Source organism: Pseudomonas sp. 6D_7.1_Bac1, from assembly GCF_025465945.1.
In the GTDB taxonomy this organism is placed as follows: Bacteria; Pseudomonadota; Gammaproteobacteria; order Pseudomonadales; family Pseudomonadaceae; genus Aquipseudomonas.
In genome coordinates this window covers 56,002-76,229 of record NZ_JANLNW010000016.1, presented here as the reverse complement: position 1 = coordinate 76,229, position 20,228 = coordinate 56,002, and the positions used below count along the sequence as shown (strand labels likewise).

General features: G+C 58.0%; 24 protein-coding genes. 13 read left to right on the top strand and 11 right to left on the bottom strand.

What is annotated here, in order from left to right:
• Positions 1-136: 136 nt before the first annotated feature.
• The 3 genes from prpC to NTD87_RS04635 all read right to left on the bottom strand — a co-directional run bounded on the left by prpC (position 137) and on the right by NTD87_RS04635 (position 3,110).
• Positions 137-1,264 (bottom strand): 2-methylcitrate synthase, encoded by a 1,128-nt coding sequence (gene prpC, locus NTD87_RS04645; protein WP_262112200.1) that lies wholly within the window; start codon positions 1,262-1,264, stop codon positions 137-139.
• A 236-nt stretch (positions 1,265-1,500) separates the two neighbouring features.
• A complete protein-coding gene (gene prpB / locus NTD87_RS04640; RefSeq protein ID WP_262112198.1) occupies positions 1,501-2,391 on the bottom strand; it encodes a methylisocitrate lyase in 891 nt (296 codons plus the stop codon).
• Positions 2,388-3,110, bottom strand: coding sequence for a GntR family transcriptional regulator (locus NTD87_RS04635; RefSeq protein WP_410017459.1), 723 nt, complete (start codon positions 3,108-3,110; stop codon positions 2,388-2,390). The genes prpB and NTD87_RS04635 overlap by 4 nt, the downstream gene beginning before the upstream one ends.
• A gap of 270 nt (positions 3,111-3,380) precedes the next feature.
• Here NTD87_RS04635 and NTD87_RS04630 point away from each other — a divergent pair, with 270 nt between their 5' ends.
• The 4 genes from NTD87_RS04630 (at position 3,381) to pabB (ending at position 8,011) form a co-directional block, all read left to right on the top strand.
• Complete coding sequence (locus NTD87_RS04630; RefSeq protein WP_262112197.1) at positions 3,381-3,917, top strand: ATP-dependent zinc protease; 537 nt, start codon at positions 3,381-3,383, stop codon at positions 3,915-3,917.
• Between the two features lie 5 nt (positions 3,918-3,922).
• Positions 3,923-5,455, top strand: a complete 1,533-nt coding sequence (locus NTD87_RS04625; RefSeq protein ID WP_262112196.1) for an inactive transglutaminase family protein — start codon at positions 3,923-3,925, stop codon at positions 5,453-5,455.
• The gene (locus NTD87_RS04620) at positions 5,455-6,441 is read left to right on the top strand and encodes an alpha-L-glutamate ligase-like protein (RefSeq protein ID WP_262112194.1); all 987 of its coding nucleotides are present in this window, start codon (positions 5,455-5,457) and stop codon (positions 6,439-6,441) included. Before NTD87_RS04625 ends, NTD87_RS04620 begins: the two co-directional genes overlap by 1 nt.
• A 226-nt stretch (positions 6,442-6,667) precedes the next feature.
• Complete coding sequence (gene pabB / locus NTD87_RS04615; protein WP_262112193.1) at positions 6,668-8,011, top strand: aminodeoxychorismate synthase component I; 1,344 nt, start codon at positions 6,668-6,670, stop codon at positions 8,009-8,011.
• Between the two features lie 93 nt (positions 8,012-8,104).
• Here pabB and thrH read toward each other — a convergent pair whose 3' ends face one another.
• A complete protein-coding gene (thrH, locus tag NTD87_RS04610; RefSeq protein ID WP_262112192.1) occupies positions 8,105-8,722 on the bottom strand; it encodes a bifunctional phosphoserine phosphatase/homoserine phosphotransferase ThrH in 618 nt (205 codons plus the stop codon).
• Positions 8,723-8,896: 174 nt separating this feature from the next.
• Between thrH and NTD87_RS04605 the strand changes: the two genes are divergently transcribed.
• The gene (locus NTD87_RS04605) at positions 8,897-9,631 is read left to right on the top strand and encodes a phosphoadenylyl-sulfate reductase (protein WP_262112191.1); all 735 of its coding nucleotides are present in this window, start codon (positions 8,897-8,899) and stop codon (positions 9,629-9,631) included.
• A gap of 146 nt (positions 9,632-9,777) precedes the next feature.
• Here NTD87_RS04605 and NTD87_RS04600 read toward each other — a convergent pair whose 3' ends face one another.
• Positions 9,778-10,701, bottom strand: a complete 924-nt coding sequence (locus tag NTD87_RS04600; RefSeq protein WP_262112190.1) for a LysR family transcriptional regulator — start codon at positions 10,699-10,701, stop codon at positions 9,778-9,780.
• Positions 10,702-10,825: 124 nt separating this feature from the next.
• On the opposite strand from NTD87_RS04600, the gene NTD87_RS04595 reads away from it, so the two are divergent.
• Entirely contained in the window at positions 10,826-11,572 is a 747-nt protein-coding gene (locus tag NTD87_RS04595) for a 3-oxoacyl-ACP reductase family protein (RefSeq protein ID WP_262112189.1), read from the top strand.
• An 85-nt stretch (positions 11,573-11,657) separates the two neighbouring features.
• Here the strand turns inward: NTD87_RS04595 and NTD87_RS04590 are convergent, their stop codons facing one another.
• Positions 11,658-12,350: an HAD-IA family hydrolase gene (locus NTD87_RS04590; RefSeq protein ID WP_262112188.1), complete on the bottom strand. Its 693-nt coding sequence runs from the start codon at positions 12,348-12,350 to the stop codon at positions 11,658-11,660.
• Between the two features lie 255 nt (positions 12,351-12,605).
• Here NTD87_RS04590 and NTD87_RS04585 point away from each other — a divergent pair, with 255 nt between their 5' ends.
• Entirely contained in the window at positions 12,606-12,860 is a 255-nt protein-coding gene (locus tag NTD87_RS04585) for a type II toxin-antitoxin system RelE family toxin (RefSeq protein WP_262112187.1), read from the top strand.
• A complete protein-coding gene (locus NTD87_RS04580; protein ID WP_262112186.1) occupies positions 12,841-13,167 on the top strand; it encodes a helix-turn-helix domain-containing protein in 327 nt (108 codons plus the stop codon). Before NTD87_RS04585 ends, NTD87_RS04580 begins: the two co-directional genes overlap by 20 nt.
• A 132-nt stretch (positions 13,168-13,299) precedes the next feature.
• On the opposite strand, the gene NTD87_RS04575 is transcribed toward NTD87_RS04580, so the two are convergent.
• Both NTD87_RS04575 and NTD87_RS04570 read right to left on the bottom strand, forming a co-directional pair.
• Positions 13,300-13,647 carry a bacteriocin gene (locus NTD87_RS04575; protein WP_262112185.1) on the bottom strand — a complete coding sequence of 116 codons (348 nt, stop codon included), beginning with the start codon at positions 13,645-13,647 and terminating at the stop codon, positions 13,300-13,302.
• Between the two features lie 354 nt (positions 13,648-14,001).
• Positions 14,002-14,193: a hypothetical protein gene (locus NTD87_RS04570; RefSeq protein WP_262112184.1), complete on the bottom strand. Its 192-nt coding sequence runs from the start codon at positions 14,191-14,193 to the stop codon at positions 14,002-14,004.
• 262 nt (positions 14,194-14,455) lie between these two features.
• Between NTD87_RS04570 and NTD87_RS04565 the strand changes: the two genes are divergently transcribed.
• Positions 14,456-14,650 carry a hypothetical protein gene (locus NTD87_RS04565; protein WP_262112183.1) on the top strand — a complete coding sequence of 65 codons (195 nt, stop codon included), beginning with the start codon at positions 14,456-14,458 and terminating at the stop codon, positions 14,648-14,650.
• Between the two features lie 42 nt (positions 14,651-14,692).
• Here NTD87_RS04565 and NTD87_RS04560 read toward each other — a convergent pair whose 3' ends face one another.
• Positions 14,693-15,682, bottom strand: coding sequence for an SDR family oxidoreductase (locus NTD87_RS04560; RefSeq protein WP_262112182.1), 990 nt, complete (start codon positions 15,680-15,682; stop codon positions 14,693-14,695).
• A 94-nt stretch (positions 15,683-15,776) separates the two neighbouring features.
• On the opposite strand from NTD87_RS04560, the gene NTD87_RS04555 reads away from it, so the two are divergent.
• Complete coding sequence (locus tag NTD87_RS04555; protein ID WP_262112181.1) at positions 15,777-16,682, top strand: LysR family transcriptional regulator; 906 nt, start codon at positions 15,777-15,779, stop codon at positions 16,680-16,682.
• Positions 16,683-16,829: 147 nt separating this feature from the next.
• Here the strand turns inward: NTD87_RS04555 and NTD87_RS04550 are convergent, their stop codons facing one another.
• A complete protein-coding gene (locus NTD87_RS04550) occupies positions 16,830-17,162 on the bottom strand; it encodes a hypothetical protein (protein ID WP_262112180.1) in 333 nt (110 codons plus the stop codon).
• Positions 17,163-17,438: 276 nt separating this feature from the next.
• Between NTD87_RS04550 and NTD87_RS04545 the strand changes: the two genes are divergently transcribed.
• A complete protein-coding gene (locus tag NTD87_RS04545) occupies positions 17,439-18,017 on the top strand; it encodes a DUF4337 domain-containing protein (protein WP_262112179.1) in 579 nt (192 codons plus the stop codon).
• Between the two features lie 306 nt (positions 18,018-18,323).
• Here NTD87_RS04545 and NTD87_RS04540 read toward each other — a convergent pair whose 3' ends face one another.
• Positions 18,324-18,659: a hypothetical protein gene (locus NTD87_RS04540; protein WP_262112178.1), complete on the bottom strand. Its 336-nt coding sequence runs from the start codon at positions 18,657-18,659 to the stop codon at positions 18,324-18,326.
• Positions 18,660-19,080: 421 nt separating this feature from the next.
• On the opposite strand from NTD87_RS04540, the gene osmE reads away from it, so the two are divergent.
• Together osmE and NTD87_RS04530 are read left to right on the top strand one after the other, a co-directional pair.
• Positions 19,081-19,446: an osmotically-inducible lipoprotein OsmE gene (gene osmE / locus NTD87_RS04535; protein ID WP_262112177.1), complete on the top strand. Its 366-nt coding sequence runs from the start codon at positions 19,081-19,083 to the stop codon at positions 19,444-19,446.
• 205 nt (positions 19,447-19,651) lie between these two features.
• Positions 19,652-20,194 (top strand): Hsp20/alpha crystallin family protein, encoded by a 543-nt coding sequence (locus NTD87_RS04530; RefSeq protein WP_262112176.1) that lies wholly within the window; start codon positions 19,652-19,654, stop codon positions 20,192-20,194.
• The last annotated feature ends 34 nt before the right edge of the window (positions 20,195-20,228 follow it).

Genomic DNA, 20,228 nt, shown 5'->3' with positions numbered 1-20,228 from the left:
CACTGTGGGAGCGAGCCTGCTCGCGATAGCGATGTAACTGGCGACATCCATGTTGAATGTCAGTCCGTCATCGCGAGCAGGCTCGCTCCCACAGGGATCTGCATTGAATTCAGATCCCGGCGCCGGCTCCCACCGGTCAGCGTTGTTCGATTGGCACGAACTTGCGCTGTTCGACGCCGACGTACTCGGCGCTCGGGCGAATGATGCGGTTGTTGGCGCGCTGTTCGAACACATGCGCCGCCCAGCCGGTCAGGCGCGAGCAAACGAAAATCGGCGTGAACAGCTTGGTCGGAATGCCCATGAAGTGGTACGCAGAGGCATGGTAGAAGTCGGCGTTGGGGAACAGTTTCTTCTGTTCCCACATAGTCTTGTCGATGGCTTCGGACACCGCGAACAACACCTTGTCGCCGACTTCGTCAGCGAGCTTTTTCGACCAGCCCTTGATCACTTCATTGCGCGGGTCGTTGTCTTTGTAGATCGCATGGCCGAAGCCCATGATCTTGTCTTTGCGCTCAAGCATGCCGAGGGTGCCCTTGATCGCCTCCTCCGGCGATGCAAAGCGTTCGATCATTTCCATCGCCGCTTCGTTGGCACCGCCATGCAACGGGCCACGCAGGGAACCGATGGCCGCGGTGACGCAGGAGAACAGGTCGGACAAGGTCGAGGCGCAAACGCGAGCGGTGAAGGTCGATGCGTTGAACTCGTGCTCCGCATAAAGGATCAGCGAAACGTTTATCACCTTGACGTGCAACTCGCTCGGCTTCTTGTCATGCAGCAGGTGCAGGAAGTGGCCACCGATGGACTCTTCATCGGTCACGCAGTTGATGCGTTTGCCGTCGTGGCTGAAGCGATACCAGTAGCACATGATCGCCGGGAACGCGGCCAGCAGGCGGTCGGTTTTGTCGTGTTGCTCTGAGAAGTTCTGCTCCGGCTCAAGGTTGCCGAGGAACGAGCAACCGGTGCGCATCACGTCCATCGGGTGGGCGTCCGCCGGAATGCGTTCGAGCACTTCCTTCAGCGCTTGCGGCAGATCACGCAGCTTGCTCAGTTTGCTGATGTAGGCCGCCAGTTGCGCCTTGTTCGGCAGTTCGCCGTATAGCAGCATGTACGCCACTTCTTCGAAATGCGCTTGTGCCGCCAGTTCGCGAACGTCATAGCCGCGATAGGTCAGGCCTGCGCCTTCTTGTCCCACGGTGGACAATGCGGTTTGCCCGGCCACCTGGCCACGCAGCCCGGCGCCACTCAATACTTTTGCTTCGGCCATTGCTGTCTCCAATCTTGAATTTGTTAGGGAATCGGCAAGCTTTAAATGGTCATCTTGCTTTCGTAGCAGTTGCCGAGCCTGCGAGGCTACGTTCGAGGCCGAAGGACTCGCCAATCAGCCGACGCGATATTTCAGATAAACCGCGTCGTCAGATTTTGCGACCGCTTCGTCCGAACGCGGCCCGGGCCGAACGCAGCCTCGCGGGCTCGGCAGCAGCTACAGGGATGCGTCCATCGTTACTTCTTCGCGGCAAACAACGCATCGAGCTTCTGCTCGAAGGTGTGATAGTCGATGCGATCGTAAAGCTCCATGCGGGTTTGCATGGTGTCGATGACATTCTGTTGTGTGCCGTCGCGGCGGATCGCGGTGTAGACGTTTTCGGCGGCCTTGTTCATGGCGCGGAAGGCCGACAACGGGTACAGCACCAGAGAAACATCGGCAGATTTCAATTGCTCGACGGTGTACAGCGGCGTCGAGCCGAATTCGGTGATGTTGGCCAGAATCGGCGCTTTGACGCGGCTGGCGAACAGTTTGTACATGTCCAGTTCGGTGATGGCTTCCGGGAACACCATGTCGGCGCCGGCTTCGATACACGCCGCGGCGCGATCCAGTGCCGATTCCAGACCTTCCACCGCCAGGGCGTCGGTGCGGGCCATGATCACGAAGCTGTCATCGGTGCGCGCATCGACGGCAGCCTTGATGCGGTCAACCATTTCCTGCTGGGAAACGATTTCCTTGTTCGGACGGTGACCGCAGCGCTTGGCGCCGACCTGGTCTTCGATGTGAATCGCCGCCGCGCCGAACTTGATCATCGACTTCACGGTGCGCGCGACGTTGAACGCCGAGGAACCAAAACCGGTGTCCACGTCCACCAACAGCGGCAGATCGCAAACGTCGGTAATCCGGCGTACGTCGGTCAACACGTCATCGAGGCCAGTGATACCCAAATCCGGCACACCGAGGGAGCCGGCAGCGACCCCGCCACCGGACAGATAAATAGCCTTGAAACCGGCGCGCTTGGCCAGCAGTGCATGGTTGGCGTTGATCGCGCCGACCACTTGCAAAGGTTGCTCGCTGGCAACCGCATCGCGGAAACGCTGGCCTGGTGTGCTCTTGTTGGAACTCATGACTCACCTCGTGGAGTGGCTGTCTGATGGGCGCCGTCCTGATAGTGACGGGCGATATTGCGTTTTGAAGCGCCGATGTGACGACGCATCAACAACTCGGCCAACTCACCGTCTCGGTCGGCGATGGCATCGAGAATCCGGTGGTGCTCGGCGAACGCCTGGCGCGGCCGATTGGGCGTGGCGGAAAACTGGATGCGGTACATACGCACCAATTGATACAGCTCGCCGCAAAGCATTTGCGTCAGCGTGCGGTTGCCGCTGCCCTGAATGATCCGGTAATGGAAGTCGAAATCGCCTTCCTGTTGGTAATAGCCTTTACCTGCCTGAAACGCCGCATCGCGCTCGTGGGTTTCGAGCACCCGGCGCAGCTCGTCGATCTCTTCGGTGGTCATGCGCTCGGCGGCCAGGCGACAGGCCATGCCTTCCAGGGACTCGCGAATTTCGTAGAGTTCAAGCAGCTCGGCGGGGCTCAGCGACACCACCCGGGCCCCCACATGCGGGATGCGAACCAGCAAGCGCTGACCTTCCAGACGATGGATCGCCTCACGCAACGGCCCCCGGCTGATGCCATAGGTGCGCGCCAGCTCAGGCTCGGAGATCTTGCTGCCCGGTGCAATTTCGCCCTTGACGATGGCTGCCTGAATGCGTCGGAAGACGTTTTCGGAAAGGGTTTCCGAATCGTCTGACGCCATCACCGGGGGTTCGAGCTGACCCAACATATTGTCGACACCTTATAAGCCAATGCGGCAAAAACTAACCAATATCACGCAATCAGTCAAAGGAAAAAGACCTATTGTCGACAATCGTCTAATAAACGCCTTTAGTAAAACCTAAGTAAAGGTCCACCCCGCGGCTGGCGCCATAAAACCACCGTGCTAGAATGCCGCCCGCATTTGTCTGTCATCTTTTTATGGCAGGCATTAGAAGGAGCTTGTGCAGCAATGCCAGTCGCCTTGAACTGAAGAACAGACGGCATTGCGCCAGGATTTATGAGACTCAAGCCCTTCACCTTGTTGCTCTGCCTACTCTGCCTGCCAGGTCTCGCCATCGCGGGCGAAAAGACTGTGTACGGCCTCAACGAGTACGCGCAACTGGCAGGGATTGACCTGGAAGTCGCGGCCAAACTCGACACCGGGGCCAAAACCGCCTCCCTCAGTGCCCGCGACATCAAACGCTTCAAACGCAATGGCGAATCCTGGGTGCGCTTCTATCTGGCCATCGACGCCGCCCACTCGCACCCGATCGAGCGCCCTTTGGCACGGGTCAGCAAGATCAAACGCCGCGCCGGTGACTTCGACCCCGAGGAAGGCAAGCAGTACACCGCACGCCCGGTGATCGAGCTGGATATCTGCATGGGCACGGCGCTACGCAGTATAGAAGTGAACCTGACCGACCGAAGTGCATTCCAGTACCCGCTCTTGATCGGCTCCGAAGCCTTGAAACGCTTTGATGCACTGGTCGACCCCAGCCTTAAATACGCTGCTGGCAAACCTGCCTGCGCCACCGACGCACATACCGCAGAGTAATACCCATGCGCTCTCTTACCCTCCACCTGAAAATCCTGATCGCCATATTGATGGTGCTGGGCATATCAGTTACGGCCTATCAGATTTTCGTGCTGGGCATTCCGGTGACCGAAGACGCCACCGACGACTTGTGGAACATCGACGCCAAAGTCGAGTTCGTCGCCAGTGCCAAGGACCCGGTCAAGATCCAGATGTTCGTGCCGCCGCTGAGCCGCGATTACGTCAGCCTCAATGAGAGTTTTATCTCCAACAACTATGGCGTTTCGGTCAACCGCGTTGACGGCAACCGCAAAGTCACCTGGTCGGCACGTCGGGCCAAGGGCAACCAGACGCTTTATTACCGCCTGGTGCTGACCAAGCGCTACACCGGCGAAAAGTCCAAGGTCAAAGGCCCGACCTTCCGCGACAGCATCGCCGTCGAAGGCCCGGAAAAAATTGCCGCCGACGCCCTGCTCGCACCGATTCGCCAACACTCGGCGGACGTTGAAACCTTCATCAGCGAAGCGATCAAACGGGTCAACAACACCAACGACGACAACGCCAAAATGCTCCTGGCAGGCGATCCTTCGCCTGCGCACAAGGCGAAAATCATCGAGCTACTGCTGTCCATCGCCCACGTACCGATGGAAAAGGTCCACACCATCCGCCTGGTGGCCGATCAGCCGCAAATCCCGGAGCTCTGGCTGCGCAGCTTCAACGGCACCGACTGGCTGTACTTCAACCCGGAAACCGGTGAACAAGGCCTGCCAACCGACCGCCTGCTGTGGTGGACCGGCGATGACAACCTGATCACCGTCGATGGCGGCAAAAAAGCCAATGTCACCTTCAGCCTGAACAACAGCGAAATGAACGCCATTCGTCTGGCCAAGCTGACCGACGAAAACACCAACGCCAGCTTCCTTGATTACTCGTTGTACGGCTTGCCGCTGCAAACCCAGCAAACCTTCATGATCATGGTGATGATCCCGATCGGCGTGCTGGTGATCCTGATTCTGCGCAACCTGATCGGCTTGCAGACCCTGGGCACCTTTACCCCGGTGCTGATTGCTCTGGCCTTCCGCGAAACCGGGTTGGGCTTCGGTATCGCGCTGTTTACAGTGATCACTGCGCTGGGGCTGTCGTTGCGCTCCTACCTTGAGCACCTTAAGCTGCAAATGCTGCCAAGGTTGTCGGTGGTACTGACCTTCATTGTGGTGCTGATTGCCGCCATCAGCCTGTTCAGCCACAAGCTTGGTCTGGAGCGCGGGCTGTCGGTGGCCTTGTTCCCGATGGTGATTCTGACCATGACCATCGAGCGCCTGTCGATCACCTGGGAAGAACGCGGCGCCGGACATGCGCTGAAAGTCGCGATCGGCACGCTGTTCGCCGCCGCTCTGGGACACCTGATCATGAGCATTCCGGAACTGACCTACTTCGTGTTCACCTTCCCGGCGATCCTGTTGATCCTGGTGAGTTTCATGCTGGCCATGGGTCGCTATCGCGGCTACCGCCTGACCGAGCTCATGCGCTTCAAAGCCTTCGTCAAGGCTGATTCGTAATGTTCGGTCTCTGGAAAGCCTGGAAGGCCCTGGAAGCCCGGGGCATCATGGGCATCAATCGGCGCAACGCGGATTACGTACTCAAGTACAACAAGCGCAGCCTGTACCCGATTGTCGATGACAAGATCATCACCAAGGAACGCGCGATCAAGGCCGGCATTCATGTGCCGGAAATGTACGGTGTGATCTCCACCGAGAAGGAAATCGAAAAGCTTGGCGAGATCATCGGCAACCACAGCGATTTCGTGATCAAACCGGCCCAGGGTGCCGGCGGTGACGGCATCCTGGTGATCGCTGATCGCTTCGAGGGCCAGTACCGCACGGTTTCCGGAAAGATCATCAGCCATGAGGAAATCGAACATCAGATTTCCAGCATTCTGACCGGCCTGTATTCCCTGGGCGGTCACCGCGACCGCGCGCTGATCGAATACCGGGTGATTCCCGACCAGATCTTTAAAAGCATCAGTTATGAAGGCGTACCGGACATTCGCATCATTGTGCTGATGGGCTACCCGGTGATGGCCATGCTGCGCTTGCCCACCCGGCAGTCAGGCGGCAAGGCCAACCTGCACCAGGGCGCCATCGGCGTCGGTGTCGACCTGGCCACCGGCCTGACGCTAAGCGGCACCTGGCTGAACCGAATCATTGCCAAACACCCCGACACCACGAACCCGGTGGATGGCGTGCAACTGCCCTACTGGGACGGTTTCATGAAGCTCGCCGCCAGTTGTTATGAGCTGTGCGGCCTGGGCTACATTGGCGTCGACATGGTGCTGGACCAGGAGAAAGGCCCGCTGATTCTCGAACTCAACGCGCGGCCCGGGCTGAATATTCAAATTGCCAATGACTGCGGGCTGACCCAGCGTACTCATGCCGTCGAGGCCCGTCTGGAAAAGCTGAAGGCCAGAGGGATTACCGAAACGCCGCAAGAGCGGGTGGAGTTTGTTCAGGAAATGTTTGCGCATATTCCTCCGGTTGAGGGCTGATTCAAGACCGAGGCGCGCCCATCGCGAGCAGGCTCGCTCCCACATTTAGATCTTTGGTGTGATACAAATCCAATGTGGGAGCGAGCCTGCTCGCGAAGGCGGCCTGACATTCACCAAAACCTTCAGCCCTGCCTCCAACCTGCCAATCCCCGACATCCCCTCTAGGAGCAAGTCCTACAGAGGACTACAATCGCCACCCCGCCTCGATGGCTGATCTGCCCCGCTCATGTTGACCTGCTCCGTATACCCGCTTCCCTATCGCGCCAACCCCGCCGAGTATTTCGCGGCGATTCGTCATGCCCCGGGCAGTGTGCTGCTCGACAGCGGCCGGCCGAGTGCCGAGCGCGGCCGATATGACCTGCTCAGCGCCTGGCCGCTGGCAACACTGGCGGTGTCGCCTGACGAAAGTGGCGGCGCGTTCCTGCAACGCCTGCGCGACACTCTGGGCCGACTCGGCGATGCCGCGATACCAGAACCCTACGCGTTACCGTTCGCGGGCGGCTTGATCGGCTATCTCAGTTACGATTTCGGCCGCCACCTGGAGTCTCTGCCCTCCCAGGCTCACGATGACCTTCAGCTACCCGACGCACGCTTCGGTCTGTATGACTGGGCACTGATCAGCGATCACCTGATCGGCAGCAGCCAGTTGGTGTTCCATCCACACCTGATCGAAACCGAGCGCCAGCGTCTGATCGAACTGTTCAGCCAGCCCACGACCGCAGCCGCCGGGACGTTCACCCTGAACGGCGCCATGAGCCCCGACCTCAGCGCCAGCGACTATCAGCAGGCGTTCGTGCGTATCCAGCAGTACATCCAGGCCGGCGACTGCTATCAGGTCAACTTCGCACAACGCTTTCGCGCGCCGTGCCAGGGTGACCCGTGGACCGCGTATTGCGCACTGCGGGAAGCCTGCCCAACGCCGTTCTCGGGTTTCCAGAGCTTGCCCGACGGCGGCGCAGTACTGAGCTTGTCGCCGGAGCGTTTCGTCAAGGTCAGCGACGGTCATGTAGAAACCCGACCGATCAAAGGCACCCGGCCGCGTGGGAAAAACGCCGCCGAAGACGCGGCCAACGCCGCCGAACTGTTGGCCAGCCCCAAGGATCGTGCGGAAAACCTGATGATCGTCGACCTGTTGCGCAACGATCTGGGCCGCACCTGCCGTATTGGCTCGGTGCGCGTGCCAGAGTTGTTCAGCCTGGAAAGCTACCCGAACGTGCACCATCTGGTGAGCAGCGTCACCGGCGAATTGGCTGACAACAAAGACGCCCTTGATCTGATCGCCGGCAGCTTCCCCGGCGGCTCGATCACCGGCGCGCCAAAAATCCGCGCCATGCAAATCATCGACGAACTGGAGCCGACCCGCCGCGGTTTGTACTGCGGCTCGTTGCTGTATCTGGACGTACGCGGGGAAATGGACAGTTCGATCGCCATTCGCAGCTTGCTGGTCAAGGACGGTCAGGTCTGCTGCTGGGGCGGTGGCGGGATCGTCGCCGATTCTGACTGGCAGGCCGAGTATCAGGAATCGATCACCAAGGTGAAGGTGTTGCTGGATACCCTGCAAGGCCTTTAAAAGCATCGCGAGCAGGCTCGCTCCCACAGGTACAGCGTTGTCCTTGTGGGAGCGAGCCTGCTCGCGATAGCGCCATCAGCCCCGACACATGACTTACAGGCTCAGTTCGCGGTTTGAAGCCTTGAGGAATTCCTGCTTCAGCTCGGCAAAGCTGTGCACTGCCGGGAATTGTGGGAATTCGCGGATCACATTGTCAGGCGCGTGGAACAGGATGCCTGCATCCGCCTCACCCAGCATGCTGGTGTCGTTGTAGGAATCTCCGGCAGCGATCACGCGGTAGTAGAGGCTCTTGAAGGCCAACACCGACTGACGTTTGGGATCCTTCTGACGCAGTTGATAGCCCGTCACCCGACCGGTGTCGTCAGTCACCAGACGATGGCAAAGCAATGTCGGGAACCCCAGCTGACGCATCAGCGGCTGGGAAAACTCATAGAACGTGTCCGAGAGAATCACCACCTGGAAGCGCTCACGCAGCCAGTTGACGAACTCGATGGCACCGTCCAGCGGCTTCAGGGTGGCGATCACTTCCTGGATATCGGACAGCTTCAGGCCGTGCTCGTCGAGGATGCGCAGGCGCTGCTTCATCAGCACGTCGTAATCGGGAATATCCCGGGTGGTTGCCTTGAGGGATTCAATTCCGGTTTTTTCGGCAAAGGCGATCCAGATTTCCGGGACCAGGACACCTTCCAGATCGAGACAGGCAATTTCCACAAGACACTCCCATTTGTATTGATTATTGAATTGAGCGAGCAAAAGGACTGCCGAACTCTAGCGAGTCGTACTGACCGACGCAACGCAGACGAGCGCACCTGTCGCCTCGGGTTTTTGCTACCATCGCCACTATATAGAGCGCTTAGCGCCACCGACCTGTAGGAAACCGCCCTGATGAGCCCATCGTTCGACGTCGCTGAACTCGCCGCAGCCTATGCCACCAAATCCGCCCAGGACATTCTCAAACTGGCTTTTGCCGAGTTCGGGGACGACCTGTGGATCTCCTTCAGCGGTGCCGAAGATGTGGTGCTGGTGGACATGGCCTGGAAGATCAACAAGAACGTCAAAGTCTTCAGCCTCGACACCGGACGCTTGCATCCAGAGACCTACCGCTTCATCGATCAGGTGCGCGAGCACTACAAGATCGAGATCGAACTGGTCTCGCCGGACTACACCAAGCTCGAACCTTTCGTCAAAGAGAAAGGCCTGTTCAGTTTCTACAAGGATGGCCATGGCGAATGCTGCGGCATCCGCAAGATCGAGCCGCTGCGTCGCAAGCTGTCCACCGTCAGCGCCTGGGCCACAGGCCAGCGCCGCGACCAGAGCCCGGGCACCCGCAGCCAGGTTGCCGTGCTGGAAATCGACAGCGCGTTTTCGACGCCGGAGCGCACCCTGTACAAATTCAACCCGCTGGCACAAATGACCAGCGAAGAAATCTGGGGCTACATCCGCATGCTGGAGCTGCCGTACAACAGCCTGCATGAGCGCGGTTTCATCAGCATTGGTTGTGAGCCGTGCACCCGCCCTGTGCTGCCGAACCAGCACGAACGCGAAGGCCGCTGGTGGTGGGAAGAAGCCACGCAGAAAGAGTGCGGCTTGCACGTGGGTAACATCATCAAAAAAGCATAACCCCCTGCCCTGCAAAATCCCCTGTGGGAGCGAGCTTGCTCGCGATGACGGACTGACATTCAACATTGATGTTGAATGTTGATTGTTACACCGCTATCGCGAGCAAGCTCGCTCCCACAGGATCTGCACTCGGCCAGGAGACGTGCTCAAACGGCACTGAACCGCTGCGCCAATTGCTGCCCGGCAAACTGTTCGATGATGAAATCAACGAATGCCCGTGTCTTGCCTGGCAGCAGTTTGTGTTCGGCGTAGTAGATCGAGATGTTGCCGTCATCGACGTACCAGTCCGCCAGCACGCGCTGCAAGGTGCCGGCATTCAGGTAGCCAACCGCGAACGGCATGCTCACCAGCGCAATCCCCAAGCCTTGCACGGCGGTAGCGCAAGCCGCTTCGGAGTCACTCATGGTCATCCGCGCCTTGAGGCTCAGCGGGCTGTGCTCCTGGCGACGGCTGGTCAGTTGCCAGGAACGCACGCGGCCGGTCTGCGGTGAACGAATCAGAATCCCGTCGCAGTGGCGCAAATCATCCGGCTCATGAATCGTCTCGCGTTGCGCCAGATAATCCCTGGAGGCCACCAGCACCCGGTGGGCCGGCGTCAGCTTGCGCGCGACCACTCCTTGCGGCAACTCAAAGCCGCCACCAATCGCCGCGTCGAAGCCTTGGCCGATCAGATCGACCTGGCGGTTATCGAAATGCCAATCCGGGTTGATCGCCGGAAAACGCCGCAGAAACTCGCCCAGCAACGGCACGATGTACAGCCGCCCAAACACCGTGCCCATGCTGACTTTAAGTGTCCCGGCCGGACGTCCTTCGGCGCTGGCCAGATTGGCCACGGCATTTTGAATAGTGTGCAGACTGGCACTGACTTCGCCGAGAAACAGCTGACCGGCTTCAGTCAGCGTCAGGCTGCGCGTGCTGCGCTGAAACAGCCGAACGCCCAGGCGCGCCTCAAGCTTGGCGACACTTTTACCCACCGCGGCCGGGGTCAGGCTCAAGCGCCGCGCGGCTTCGGCAAAGCTGCCGACCTCGGCGCTGCGCACGAAGCATTCGATACTGCTGAAGGTTTCCATGGTCGTCACTATAAACTTTTGGTTTACACAGACTATAGCAATGACCGTCTACACGGCAGGTAATCCGAGGCTGATACTCGATTCCAACAACAAGGCAGTCCGCCTTGTACTTTTGGAGAACGACATGACCACTCAGAACCTCAGCAGTAAAGTAGCCCTGATCCAGGGCGGCTCCCGCGGCATCGGCGCCGCCATCGTCAAACGCCTGGCCGCTGAAGGCGCCGCGGTTGCCTTCACTTACATCAGCTCCGCTGCCAAGGCTGAAGAATTGCAGAACAGCATCAGGGCTATCGGCGGCAAAGCGCTGGCCATCAAGGCCGATAGCGCTGATGCAGTAGCTATTCGCAACGCGGTAAACAGCACCGTCGAAACTTTTGGTCGCCTCGATATTCTGGTCAACAACGCAGGTGTGCTGGCCGTTGCCCCACTGGAAGATTTCAAACTCGAAGACTTCGACCAAACCCTGGCAATCAACGTACGCAGTGTGTTCATTGCGACTCAAGAAGCCGCCAAACACATGACCGAAGGCGGTCGGATCATCAACATCGGCAGTACCAACGCCGACCGCATGCCCTTCGCGGGTGGCGGCCCTTACGCCATGAGCAAGGCGGCGCTGGTCGGCTTGACCAAAGGCCTGGCCCGCGACCTGGGTCCACGGGGCATCACCATCAATAACGTGCAGCCTGGCCCGGTCGATACCGACATGAACCCGGCCCACGGCGATTTCGCCGAGAGCCTGATCCCGCTGATGGCCGTTGGTCGCTATGGCAACGCCTCCGAGATCGCCAGTTTCGTCGCCTACCTGGCCGGCCCGGAAACCGGCTACATCACCGGTGCCAGCCTGACCATCGACGGTGGTTTTGGCGCCTGATTCACGGCCCTCGTGCCGCAAAAAACAAAACGCCGGGCAACCTTTGATCAGGTTGCCCGGCGTTTTGTTGTTCAGTGTTTACCCGTCACACCCGCTCGAGTGCCGGCAAACCGTACGCGTGCGGTTGGAACGCTTTTAACGTACGAAGAATGCTGTCGGCATGCGCATACTTTTCGTCAGCCATGGCGGCATCCGGCACGGCAATCGCGGTCATCCCCGCCGCTTTCGCTGCAGTGACGCCAAACGGCGAGTCTTCAAACACCAGACAATCCTGCGGTGCCACACCCAAGCGGCGCGCAGCGGTCAGGAAAATATCCGGTGCAGGTTTGGCCGCGCCCACTTCAGGGTCATCAGCCGTCACGATGGTGTCGAACAGCGCAAACCAATCGCCATGCAACGTGGTTTTCTGCCCGAAGGACTGACTCGAGGAGCTGGTGCCCACGGCAATCGGAATGTTGTTCGCTTTCAAATGCTGGACCAGCTCTTGCGCACCCGGCATCGCCAGCGCACGCGGAAAGCGCTCACGCATCAACGGCTCGCGGATCACCAGAAACTCTTCAGCGCTGATCGGCAGGTCCAGCGCCTCGACGACATAGCGCGCCAGATCACCGGCGCCGCGGCCGATGATGTTCTGCTTGATGCTCCAGTCAAAGGTTCGGCCGTAGCGTTCGGCAATGATTTGCGTGACCTCGGTGTAAATGCCCTCGGTATCGAGCAGCAAACCATCCATATCGAAAATCACGGCCTTGATCGGGCCGAAGTCGAGCGGTGCATTCATCGCATCTGATCCGTTATCAACACAACATTCCGGGAGGCGGCTCAGGTACGGCCAGTGCCTTGATCGATCAAAGAGGGATCGATCAAAGGGTTCGGCAGCATAGCGAGCGCGATTCACATGCAGCAACTGTTTGCCGCCCCTACCCTTCAGATCACGGCCTAGGGTGAGTGGAGAGCGCAAGGAAAGCGCCGCACGGTTACTTATAGAAATATAAGAAAATCATTGCATAACTTATGGAAGACTTATTAAGATCTCATGAACGAAATCTACTGGACCCGCAAAGCCGTAAAGCAACTGCTCAGGGTACACACGGAGCACCGGGCGCAAATCCGCGATGCCGTAACGCAGCTGGAGCGCATGCCCGACGCAATCAACGTCAAGGCGCTGGCCCTGCATGATTGTGGGTATCGCCTGAGAGTCGGTCACTATCGGGTTCTGTTTGACTGGGACGGCTCGGTCCAGGTGGTCAGCATTCAAGAGGTAAAAAAACGTGACGAACGCACCTACTGACATACAAATCATCAACGGCCCGGACGGTGAACCGGCCTTTGTGGTCATCCCCTACCAGCAGTATGTCGCTCAACACGGCGACACCGAGCTGATTCCTCATCAAGTGGTCAGTCGTATCGTCGACGGTGCCACCCCGATCCGCGCCTGGCGCGAACACCTGAACCTGACTCAGGAGGAAGTGGCAAAGCGGATGGGAATTTCACAACCTGCGTTCGCCCAGCAGGAGGCAGTGAGCAAACCACGCCGTGCCACTCGAGAGAAGATCGCCATGGCATTCGGGATCAGGGCTGATCAATTGGAGTTGTAAAATCAGCCTCATTGCAGGGTCAGGACTCAGGCCGCGCACTAGCATGGGGTGCTAGTGCGCGAGTCACCTGGAATGAAAAAGCCCGGCAATTAGCCGGGCTTGTGCGAATCGTACCGCTGGAATCAGTGCCCCCTACTTGCCCATGAGCGCACCGCCGGCTGCGCCACCAAGGCCAGCACCGATGGCGGAGCCGGTCTTGCCGCCCAGCGAGTTACCGATAACCGAACCACCCGCCGCGCCTACACCACCGCCGATTGCAGCTTTAGCGCGGTGGCCCTTGCGCGCGCCGGCAGCACTGCCCGCTGCGCCCGCAACGCCTGCACCAATCGCTGCGCCGGTGCTGCCACCGAGCTTCTGACCGACCACATTGCCCAGCGCACCACCCAGACCACCGCCGAGCGCTGCGGAGCCGTCACCGGCAGCCATTGCGCCTTGAGCGACCAAAAGACCCAGAACCAGAGCAGGCAGAGTTAAACGCATGACATGAACCTCAAAAAGGGTACTGATTAGTAATAAATTGGATGCTCTGAAAAGGCAGTCGGTTCAGTCAATGAACCAGCTCAACTCTCCTGAGCGCGAGGGTTGGACAGCTATTATGCCAAGAGTTTTATCGCAGGCAAAAAAAAGCCCGCTGGGGAGACGGGCTAATGGAATTGCTTTGTAACGGATGAGCTGAGCCTACGGACGTGCTTGTGAAAGAAGCGTGAAAGAAACCCGACAATCGCTCACTTTGATACCGCGTATGACACGCCTTAAGCCCTCCCCTAACTGCTATGCGTCCAAACATCACTCACAAAAAACCCCGCTCAATGGCGGGGTTTGCGTACCTTTCGGTTACTTGCGCACGGGTGCTGCAACCTTGGGCATAAACGGCTTTGCGGTGGTTTTTGTCATCGCTGGCAACTTGGCCTTGCCCGGCTTGGTCGGCGTTTCACCAAACCCCGCCACATAATCCGTCTGACCACACTGCACACAGTTGTTAACCGGGTACTCAGCTCCATCGTCTTCAATGTAAGGATTGCTCATCTATCAGTCCCTCCAAACAGATCGATACCGGCAAGCAACTGATTGCCTAACTAAAAAGTACCGACCTTCAAGGTTTTTGAGACTAGCCGGTCATTCTCGGACCAATGATTCAAATGCGAAACACCCGACGAACGGCCCGAAAAAGACTCCGACCTCACCGACCTCTTTCCGACAGATAAAACGCCCATCAGCTTTACTTGCTAAGTACTGTTGCGACCCGGGTTTAGCTGATGGTTTTGGTGTTACGCGCACAGGAGGTTGTATGACGGTATTTTTACTGCTGTACCTGTGCACTGACGCATCTCGCACGGACTGCCAGGTGATAGCCGTCGAACACTGGGCGCAGGCTAACGCTTACAAGCAGTGCACCGCTGCCGCCAAGCAGCTGACGGCTGATCTCACGGCCAAGAATCGCAAGACCAATTACTTTGTCTGTGAAACTCAAGTCAACCAGTGAAAGCAAAGGACGAGACCCATTAGCCGGTCTCGGGTCAAGGCTTCAGGAATTCATCGCTACAGCGTCTCGACTGATACACCCCACCCCTACCAGCGCTGCCTCAACGGCCTCATCCAAAGGCGTATGCGGCTCACTCCCCAGCACTTCGATCAATCGCGCATTGTCCATCTGCACCGGCGTGCGCCACAGATAGCGCATCTCCAGCATTTCACGGAAAGTGACGACAAAGGGTGCAGCCACGTTCAGCAACCACCACGGAAACGCTGTCACACGCGGCTGCGTGCCCGTGTGCTGAAAAACAACTCGCTGGATAGCGCGACTCATCTGAGTACCGTCGATGTCCAGATGACCCGCCATATGAAAACTTTCGAAGGCGTCGAGCATGGTACGGCGCTCCAGCAACTGGACCATGGTCCGCGCAACGTCGGGCAGGTAGGCCCATTGGTGAGCAACGCCTCGCTCACCCGGATAATTCACTGCCTTGACGGGCCTTCCCGGTTTGATCAGCCCCATTGAAAACCAGTTGTTGCCGGCTCGGGGTCCAAAAAAATCTCCGGCGCGCACAATCAACACACGAGCGCCATCGCCGGCGGCCTTGCGCAAGCGCTGCTCCATTTCCACCCGAATGGCGCCCTTGCGCGTTTGCGGATGCTGGCGTGAATGTTCATGCAATACCGGAAAGGCATCAGGGCCAAAGTTGTAAACCGTGCCGGGCAGAACGATGGTCGCCCCTTCAACCAGGGCCGCCGCGATGGTGTTATCAAGCATCGGCAGCACCAGTTCCGACCATCGGCGATAACCCGGAGGATTGACCGCATGCACGATCACCGAGCATCCCTTGGCCGCCTCGGTAACATCCTGCCGATTCAACGCATCGCCCTGCAACCACGTGAGCCCCTCCAGTTGATCGATCCCCTTCTCGACATGACGCGATAGCGCACAAACCTCCCAACCGGCGGATTTCAATTGGCGCGCCACTTCCCCGCCAATCCCTCCCGTCGCTCCCAGCACCAACACTTTATTGCTCTTCATGCCCGACGCCTCAAGGTTATAGAGAGCTTGATCCTAGGCGGTCGAACACTATAGATAAATTGCAGAAAACAGGCGTGATGCTATACATTTATGCATGGCATCGAATATTGCTTGGGAGCTTTATCGATCCTTCCTGGGGGTACTCAATGAAGGATCGCTGTCGGGCGCGGCGCGCTTGCTCGGCATCACACAGCCAACGGTCGGCCGGCATATCGCCGCGCTCGAAAAGGCCCTGGGTGTTGCCTTGTTTACACGATCACAAACAGGACTGATGCCCACCGAAGTGGCGCTGACCCTGCGCGCCCACGCACAAACCATGGAAAGTACAGCCGCCTCCATTGAGCGAGCAGCCTCAAGCCGGGGCACGGCAGTACACGGGATTGTCCGTATTTCAGCCAGCGACGTGATTGGCGTGGAGGTATTGCCACCCATCATCGCGCGGCTTCGCCAACAACATCCCGCGTTGAAAGTAGAGCTCGTACTGACCAACCGCGTCGTGGATCTCTTGCAGCTTGAAGCCGACATCGCCGTGCGCATGTTGCGTCCCCGCCAAGAGCAACTCGTGGCGCGCCGTATCGGTCGACTCGAACTTGGGCTGTATGCGCGCGCAGAATACTTGAGCCAACACGGAACACCGTGCGACCTCAACGAACTGGCCAGCCATTCGATCATCGGTTACGACCAGTCGAATGCCTTTATCCGTAGTATCGGCAAATCCATAAAAGGCATTGACCGCCACCTCTTCTCACTGAGCAGCGACAGCGACCTTGCGCAGTTAGCGCTGATACGTGCAGGCGCGGGCATCGGTTTCTGCCAGGTTCCGCTGGCCAAGCGTGACGCAACGCTGCAACGTGTGCTGACGACCTCGGTTTCGCTGGGGATGGAAACCTGGGTCACGATGCACGAGGACTTGCGCAACAGCCCGCGATGCCGCACGACCTTCGACGCGCTGGTTGAAGGGTTGCTGCAATATGCCGATCAGGATGCGCCGGGATATTGAGTGGCCAAAGGGGATGGCTTACCCGGTATCGCTTCTAAAGAGAGTGTTTTTCTGTGTAAGCACCAACGTGACTGGCGTGCTTCAAATCGCAACTGGCAAACCGTGCTCGCGCAGGATTCGCCAGCCTTTAGCACACCATCAAAGGGGTTAAGCTTTAGTGTTGATGAGCGCGCCGATGGTCTGCCCGCTGCCATTCACAACGCCAGTAGCAGGCGCCTTGGACGGCGTTGCAGCACCTACATGTTGCTGATGCTGTTTTTGCATCAATAGCTGAGCTTGATGATCGCCACGCCCAGCCTCTTGAGCGGTTTGTGCAGCGGTTTCGGTTGCTTCTTTCAGTGCCGCCGCAACGTTGCTGGCAACGGTGGTGACGCTTGTGGATGCAGTTGCCTGATCCGCTTGCGCCTTGGGCTGACTTTGGGCAGAACGGAGCCCGTTAATAGTCACTGGGTTGGAAGCCGAGATTGCTCCGATGGACATAGGTAACTCCTGAATGAGTGGATTACACGCGCGTTAATCGTTAATGCGATTTGCGTCAACGTTACCCTTTGAGTCCTGTCCTTTGCCTGGTCCTCCTCACTGTCAGCCACGGCGCCGAAGAGCTTAGATTTGGGGTTGTAGGGTTACCGTCGGATAAAGGTGAAAACTTCATGGTTTCCAAGAACAAAAGTCCGAGAACGCCTCATTGAGATAGCGCCTTTAGCAAATACTACCGTTACAATTTGACACTTATTCACTCCTCAAAGACCAAAGTCCATGACTGAAGACTTCGAAGTCCCTAGCCCGCACGAACAACATCTGGAACACGCGACCGAACACGCCCAGGCGCGTGGTGACAGTTTCGCCAGCAAGATAGCGGTGATGACGGCGATCATGGCCACCATCGGCGCCATGCTCAGCTATCAGGCGGGCTCCACGGAAAGCGAAGCGGCAATGGACAAGAACAACGCCGCCATCAAGAAAACCGAAGCCTCCAACCAGTGGAATTACTACCAGGCCAAATCCAGCCGACAAAACCTGTCGGAACTGGCGATACACATCCCCGGCCTCGATGCCGCGCACTACACCGCCGAAGCGCAACGCTACAAAACTGAAAAAGAAGCAGTGCGCAAGCAGGCAGAGGCACTCGAAGCGGAAGCTCGCGAGTGGGATGAAAAATCAGAATTGGTATTGCACCAGCATCACCGCTGGGCCCAGGCAATGACCGCCATTCAGATTGCCATTTCGCTGGCGGCGATCACTTTGCTGACGCGCAAGGAGTGGCTGAAAAGGGTTGCGTACAGTGCGGCAGGCATTAGCGTCGTACTGGGCTCGCTGGCGTGGTTGCATCTATAAGTTTTTTTTGGGGAGGGGGCGACATTCAGTCATAGCGCCCCCGCCCTGCATCTTGGCGAGCGAGCACAGGCAATCAATACACGAGCGTGACCAAGACAGACAGCCAAAGCAGCACAAAACACCTATCGCAAACGCCCGCCTGCCCGGCAAAACCCTTTCCAGCGACTTCATAATGGGCTCCCGCCCACACGCTAGCACCTGCGCTAGACACTGCCATGCCACTGAGCGCCTACCGGCAGGTTTTCGTGGTAAGCCAGACGCCCTTCGAGATCACGAACTCCTTGTCGCCGCATGAGACGTGTTGAACTACAAACAATCGTGCACGGACTTCATCAGAGCGCCCGACTTGGCCCATGGCGGGCCTTGATAGAGTGATATGCGACTCCCATTCTTGTACTTCACGATATCCAGGGTCTCGTCGGCGGTAATAATGCTTGGCGCAGTGATCCTGTAGCCGTTAGCAATCGCAGCCTGAGTGGTTTTAGGGATCTCGCGCTGCCAGGCTGGCAGAACGCACAGGGCGTAGTCCTTGGGAACCTTGGCAGAAATCTCGCTGACATTCGGTTCACCCGGCACCAAGGACGCCGGCAAAGAGCACCCCGCCAACGTCGCAACAGCAAGCGCACCGATCAAAATTCGCATGATTGTTCCTTGCAATAAAATGTGGCAAATGTAACGCGAGGCCGAGTAGACATCCAGTGTAATTGAGGGCTAGCAGTGCAACGCCCGGTTTCAGAGTTGAGAGCGAATCGATCGAAAAGGAACGTTTTCGCACGCTTCTGAAAGTCCGTCCGGCTCCTTTTCGCAAGTCCCGCCTTCAGCCCTTACGTTTCGTCGCCTCGTCGTTGATCGCGTCAGGGCCGTGGAGCACACTCCAAAGCGCTGACGGAACCAGCCCCCAAACAAACAGCCCACCCTCAAGTGGGCTTTTTGTTGCCTGCCCTTCCCAGGCACGCCAATGCCTCAGCCCTGAGAACATTTAGCGTGCACCGCAGAACTCGACTTTACTTTTACTGATGCACCCAGGAGTTTCTTCACGACACTCACTATCGGGAGCCCGGTCATGAACACCCCTCTATTGGCACTGGTCGCCGTGTTGTCTGCGGTAGCCGGATGCAGCTCTGAAACACAGGTCTATCGAGAACAACCGCTGGTCGCAAAGGTCGAGATGGGCATGAGCAAGGATCAAGTCCAGCAAATCGGCGGGAAGCCTTTATCGATCAGTGATCGCACCGTCGAGCCCGGCACCTGCTTTGACTACATGCTCACGCAAGCCGGCCAGAAGCATACGTTCAATGTCAGTTTTGATGGTCGAGGCAAAGTCGACCATAAGAGCTTTATGACGTGCGCGGAATGGAGTCGCGTGCAGCAAAAGGCCAGAGAGCCGTCCGGCAGTATGGGGGGGATGGGCGGTGGCGGAGGGTATTAGTGCGCCGTAACGAGGATGGATTTGTTCTGGAGGCAAGTCCTCGCGCCAAGTGCAAATAAATCCAAGAATCATCTGGCCAGCTGGATGCTGCGGCCGGGAAAACTGACCTTGTAGGGCCTGGTAAGACGGTATATTTTTTTCAGGTGGGCAGGCGTCCGGGATGCTCGCAACCCACCTCAGGACATTACCAAGAGGAGCGGTGAAAATGACTAACACCGTAAAGAAAATGCAGATCAACACTGAAGACAAAGCCAGTCAGCACCCGGTAACGACTGACCTTTGGCGCCCACTGGAAAAACTGCGGCAACAGGTCGATCACCTGTTCGAAGACTTCAATCGAGGCCCAGGATTGTCGCCGTTCAGCCGCGGACTGTTTGATGCCGAGCCGTTCTGGCGGCGGGATTTCATCGGTCGCGGCCTACCTGCCGTGGATATTGCCGAGAAGGAAAAAAGCTTCGAAATCACTGCCGAATTACCCGGCATGGATCAGAAGAACATCGAAATCAAACTGTCCAACGGCAGCCTGATCATCAAAGGCGAAAAGAGAGAGGACAAGGAAGAGAACAGGAAGGGCTATCACCTTTCCGAGCGTCACTATGGTTCCTTCGAGCGTGTGTTCAATCTGCCAAAAGGGGTTGATGCCGAAAAGATTGAAGCAAAATTCAGCAATGGTGTGTTGAGCATATCGCTGCCGAAAAAGCCCGAAGCCATAAAACCGGAAAAGATCGTGCAGATTAAAGCCGAATGAGTCGGTGACAGCCCCGCCTCTTGCAGGGAAAACG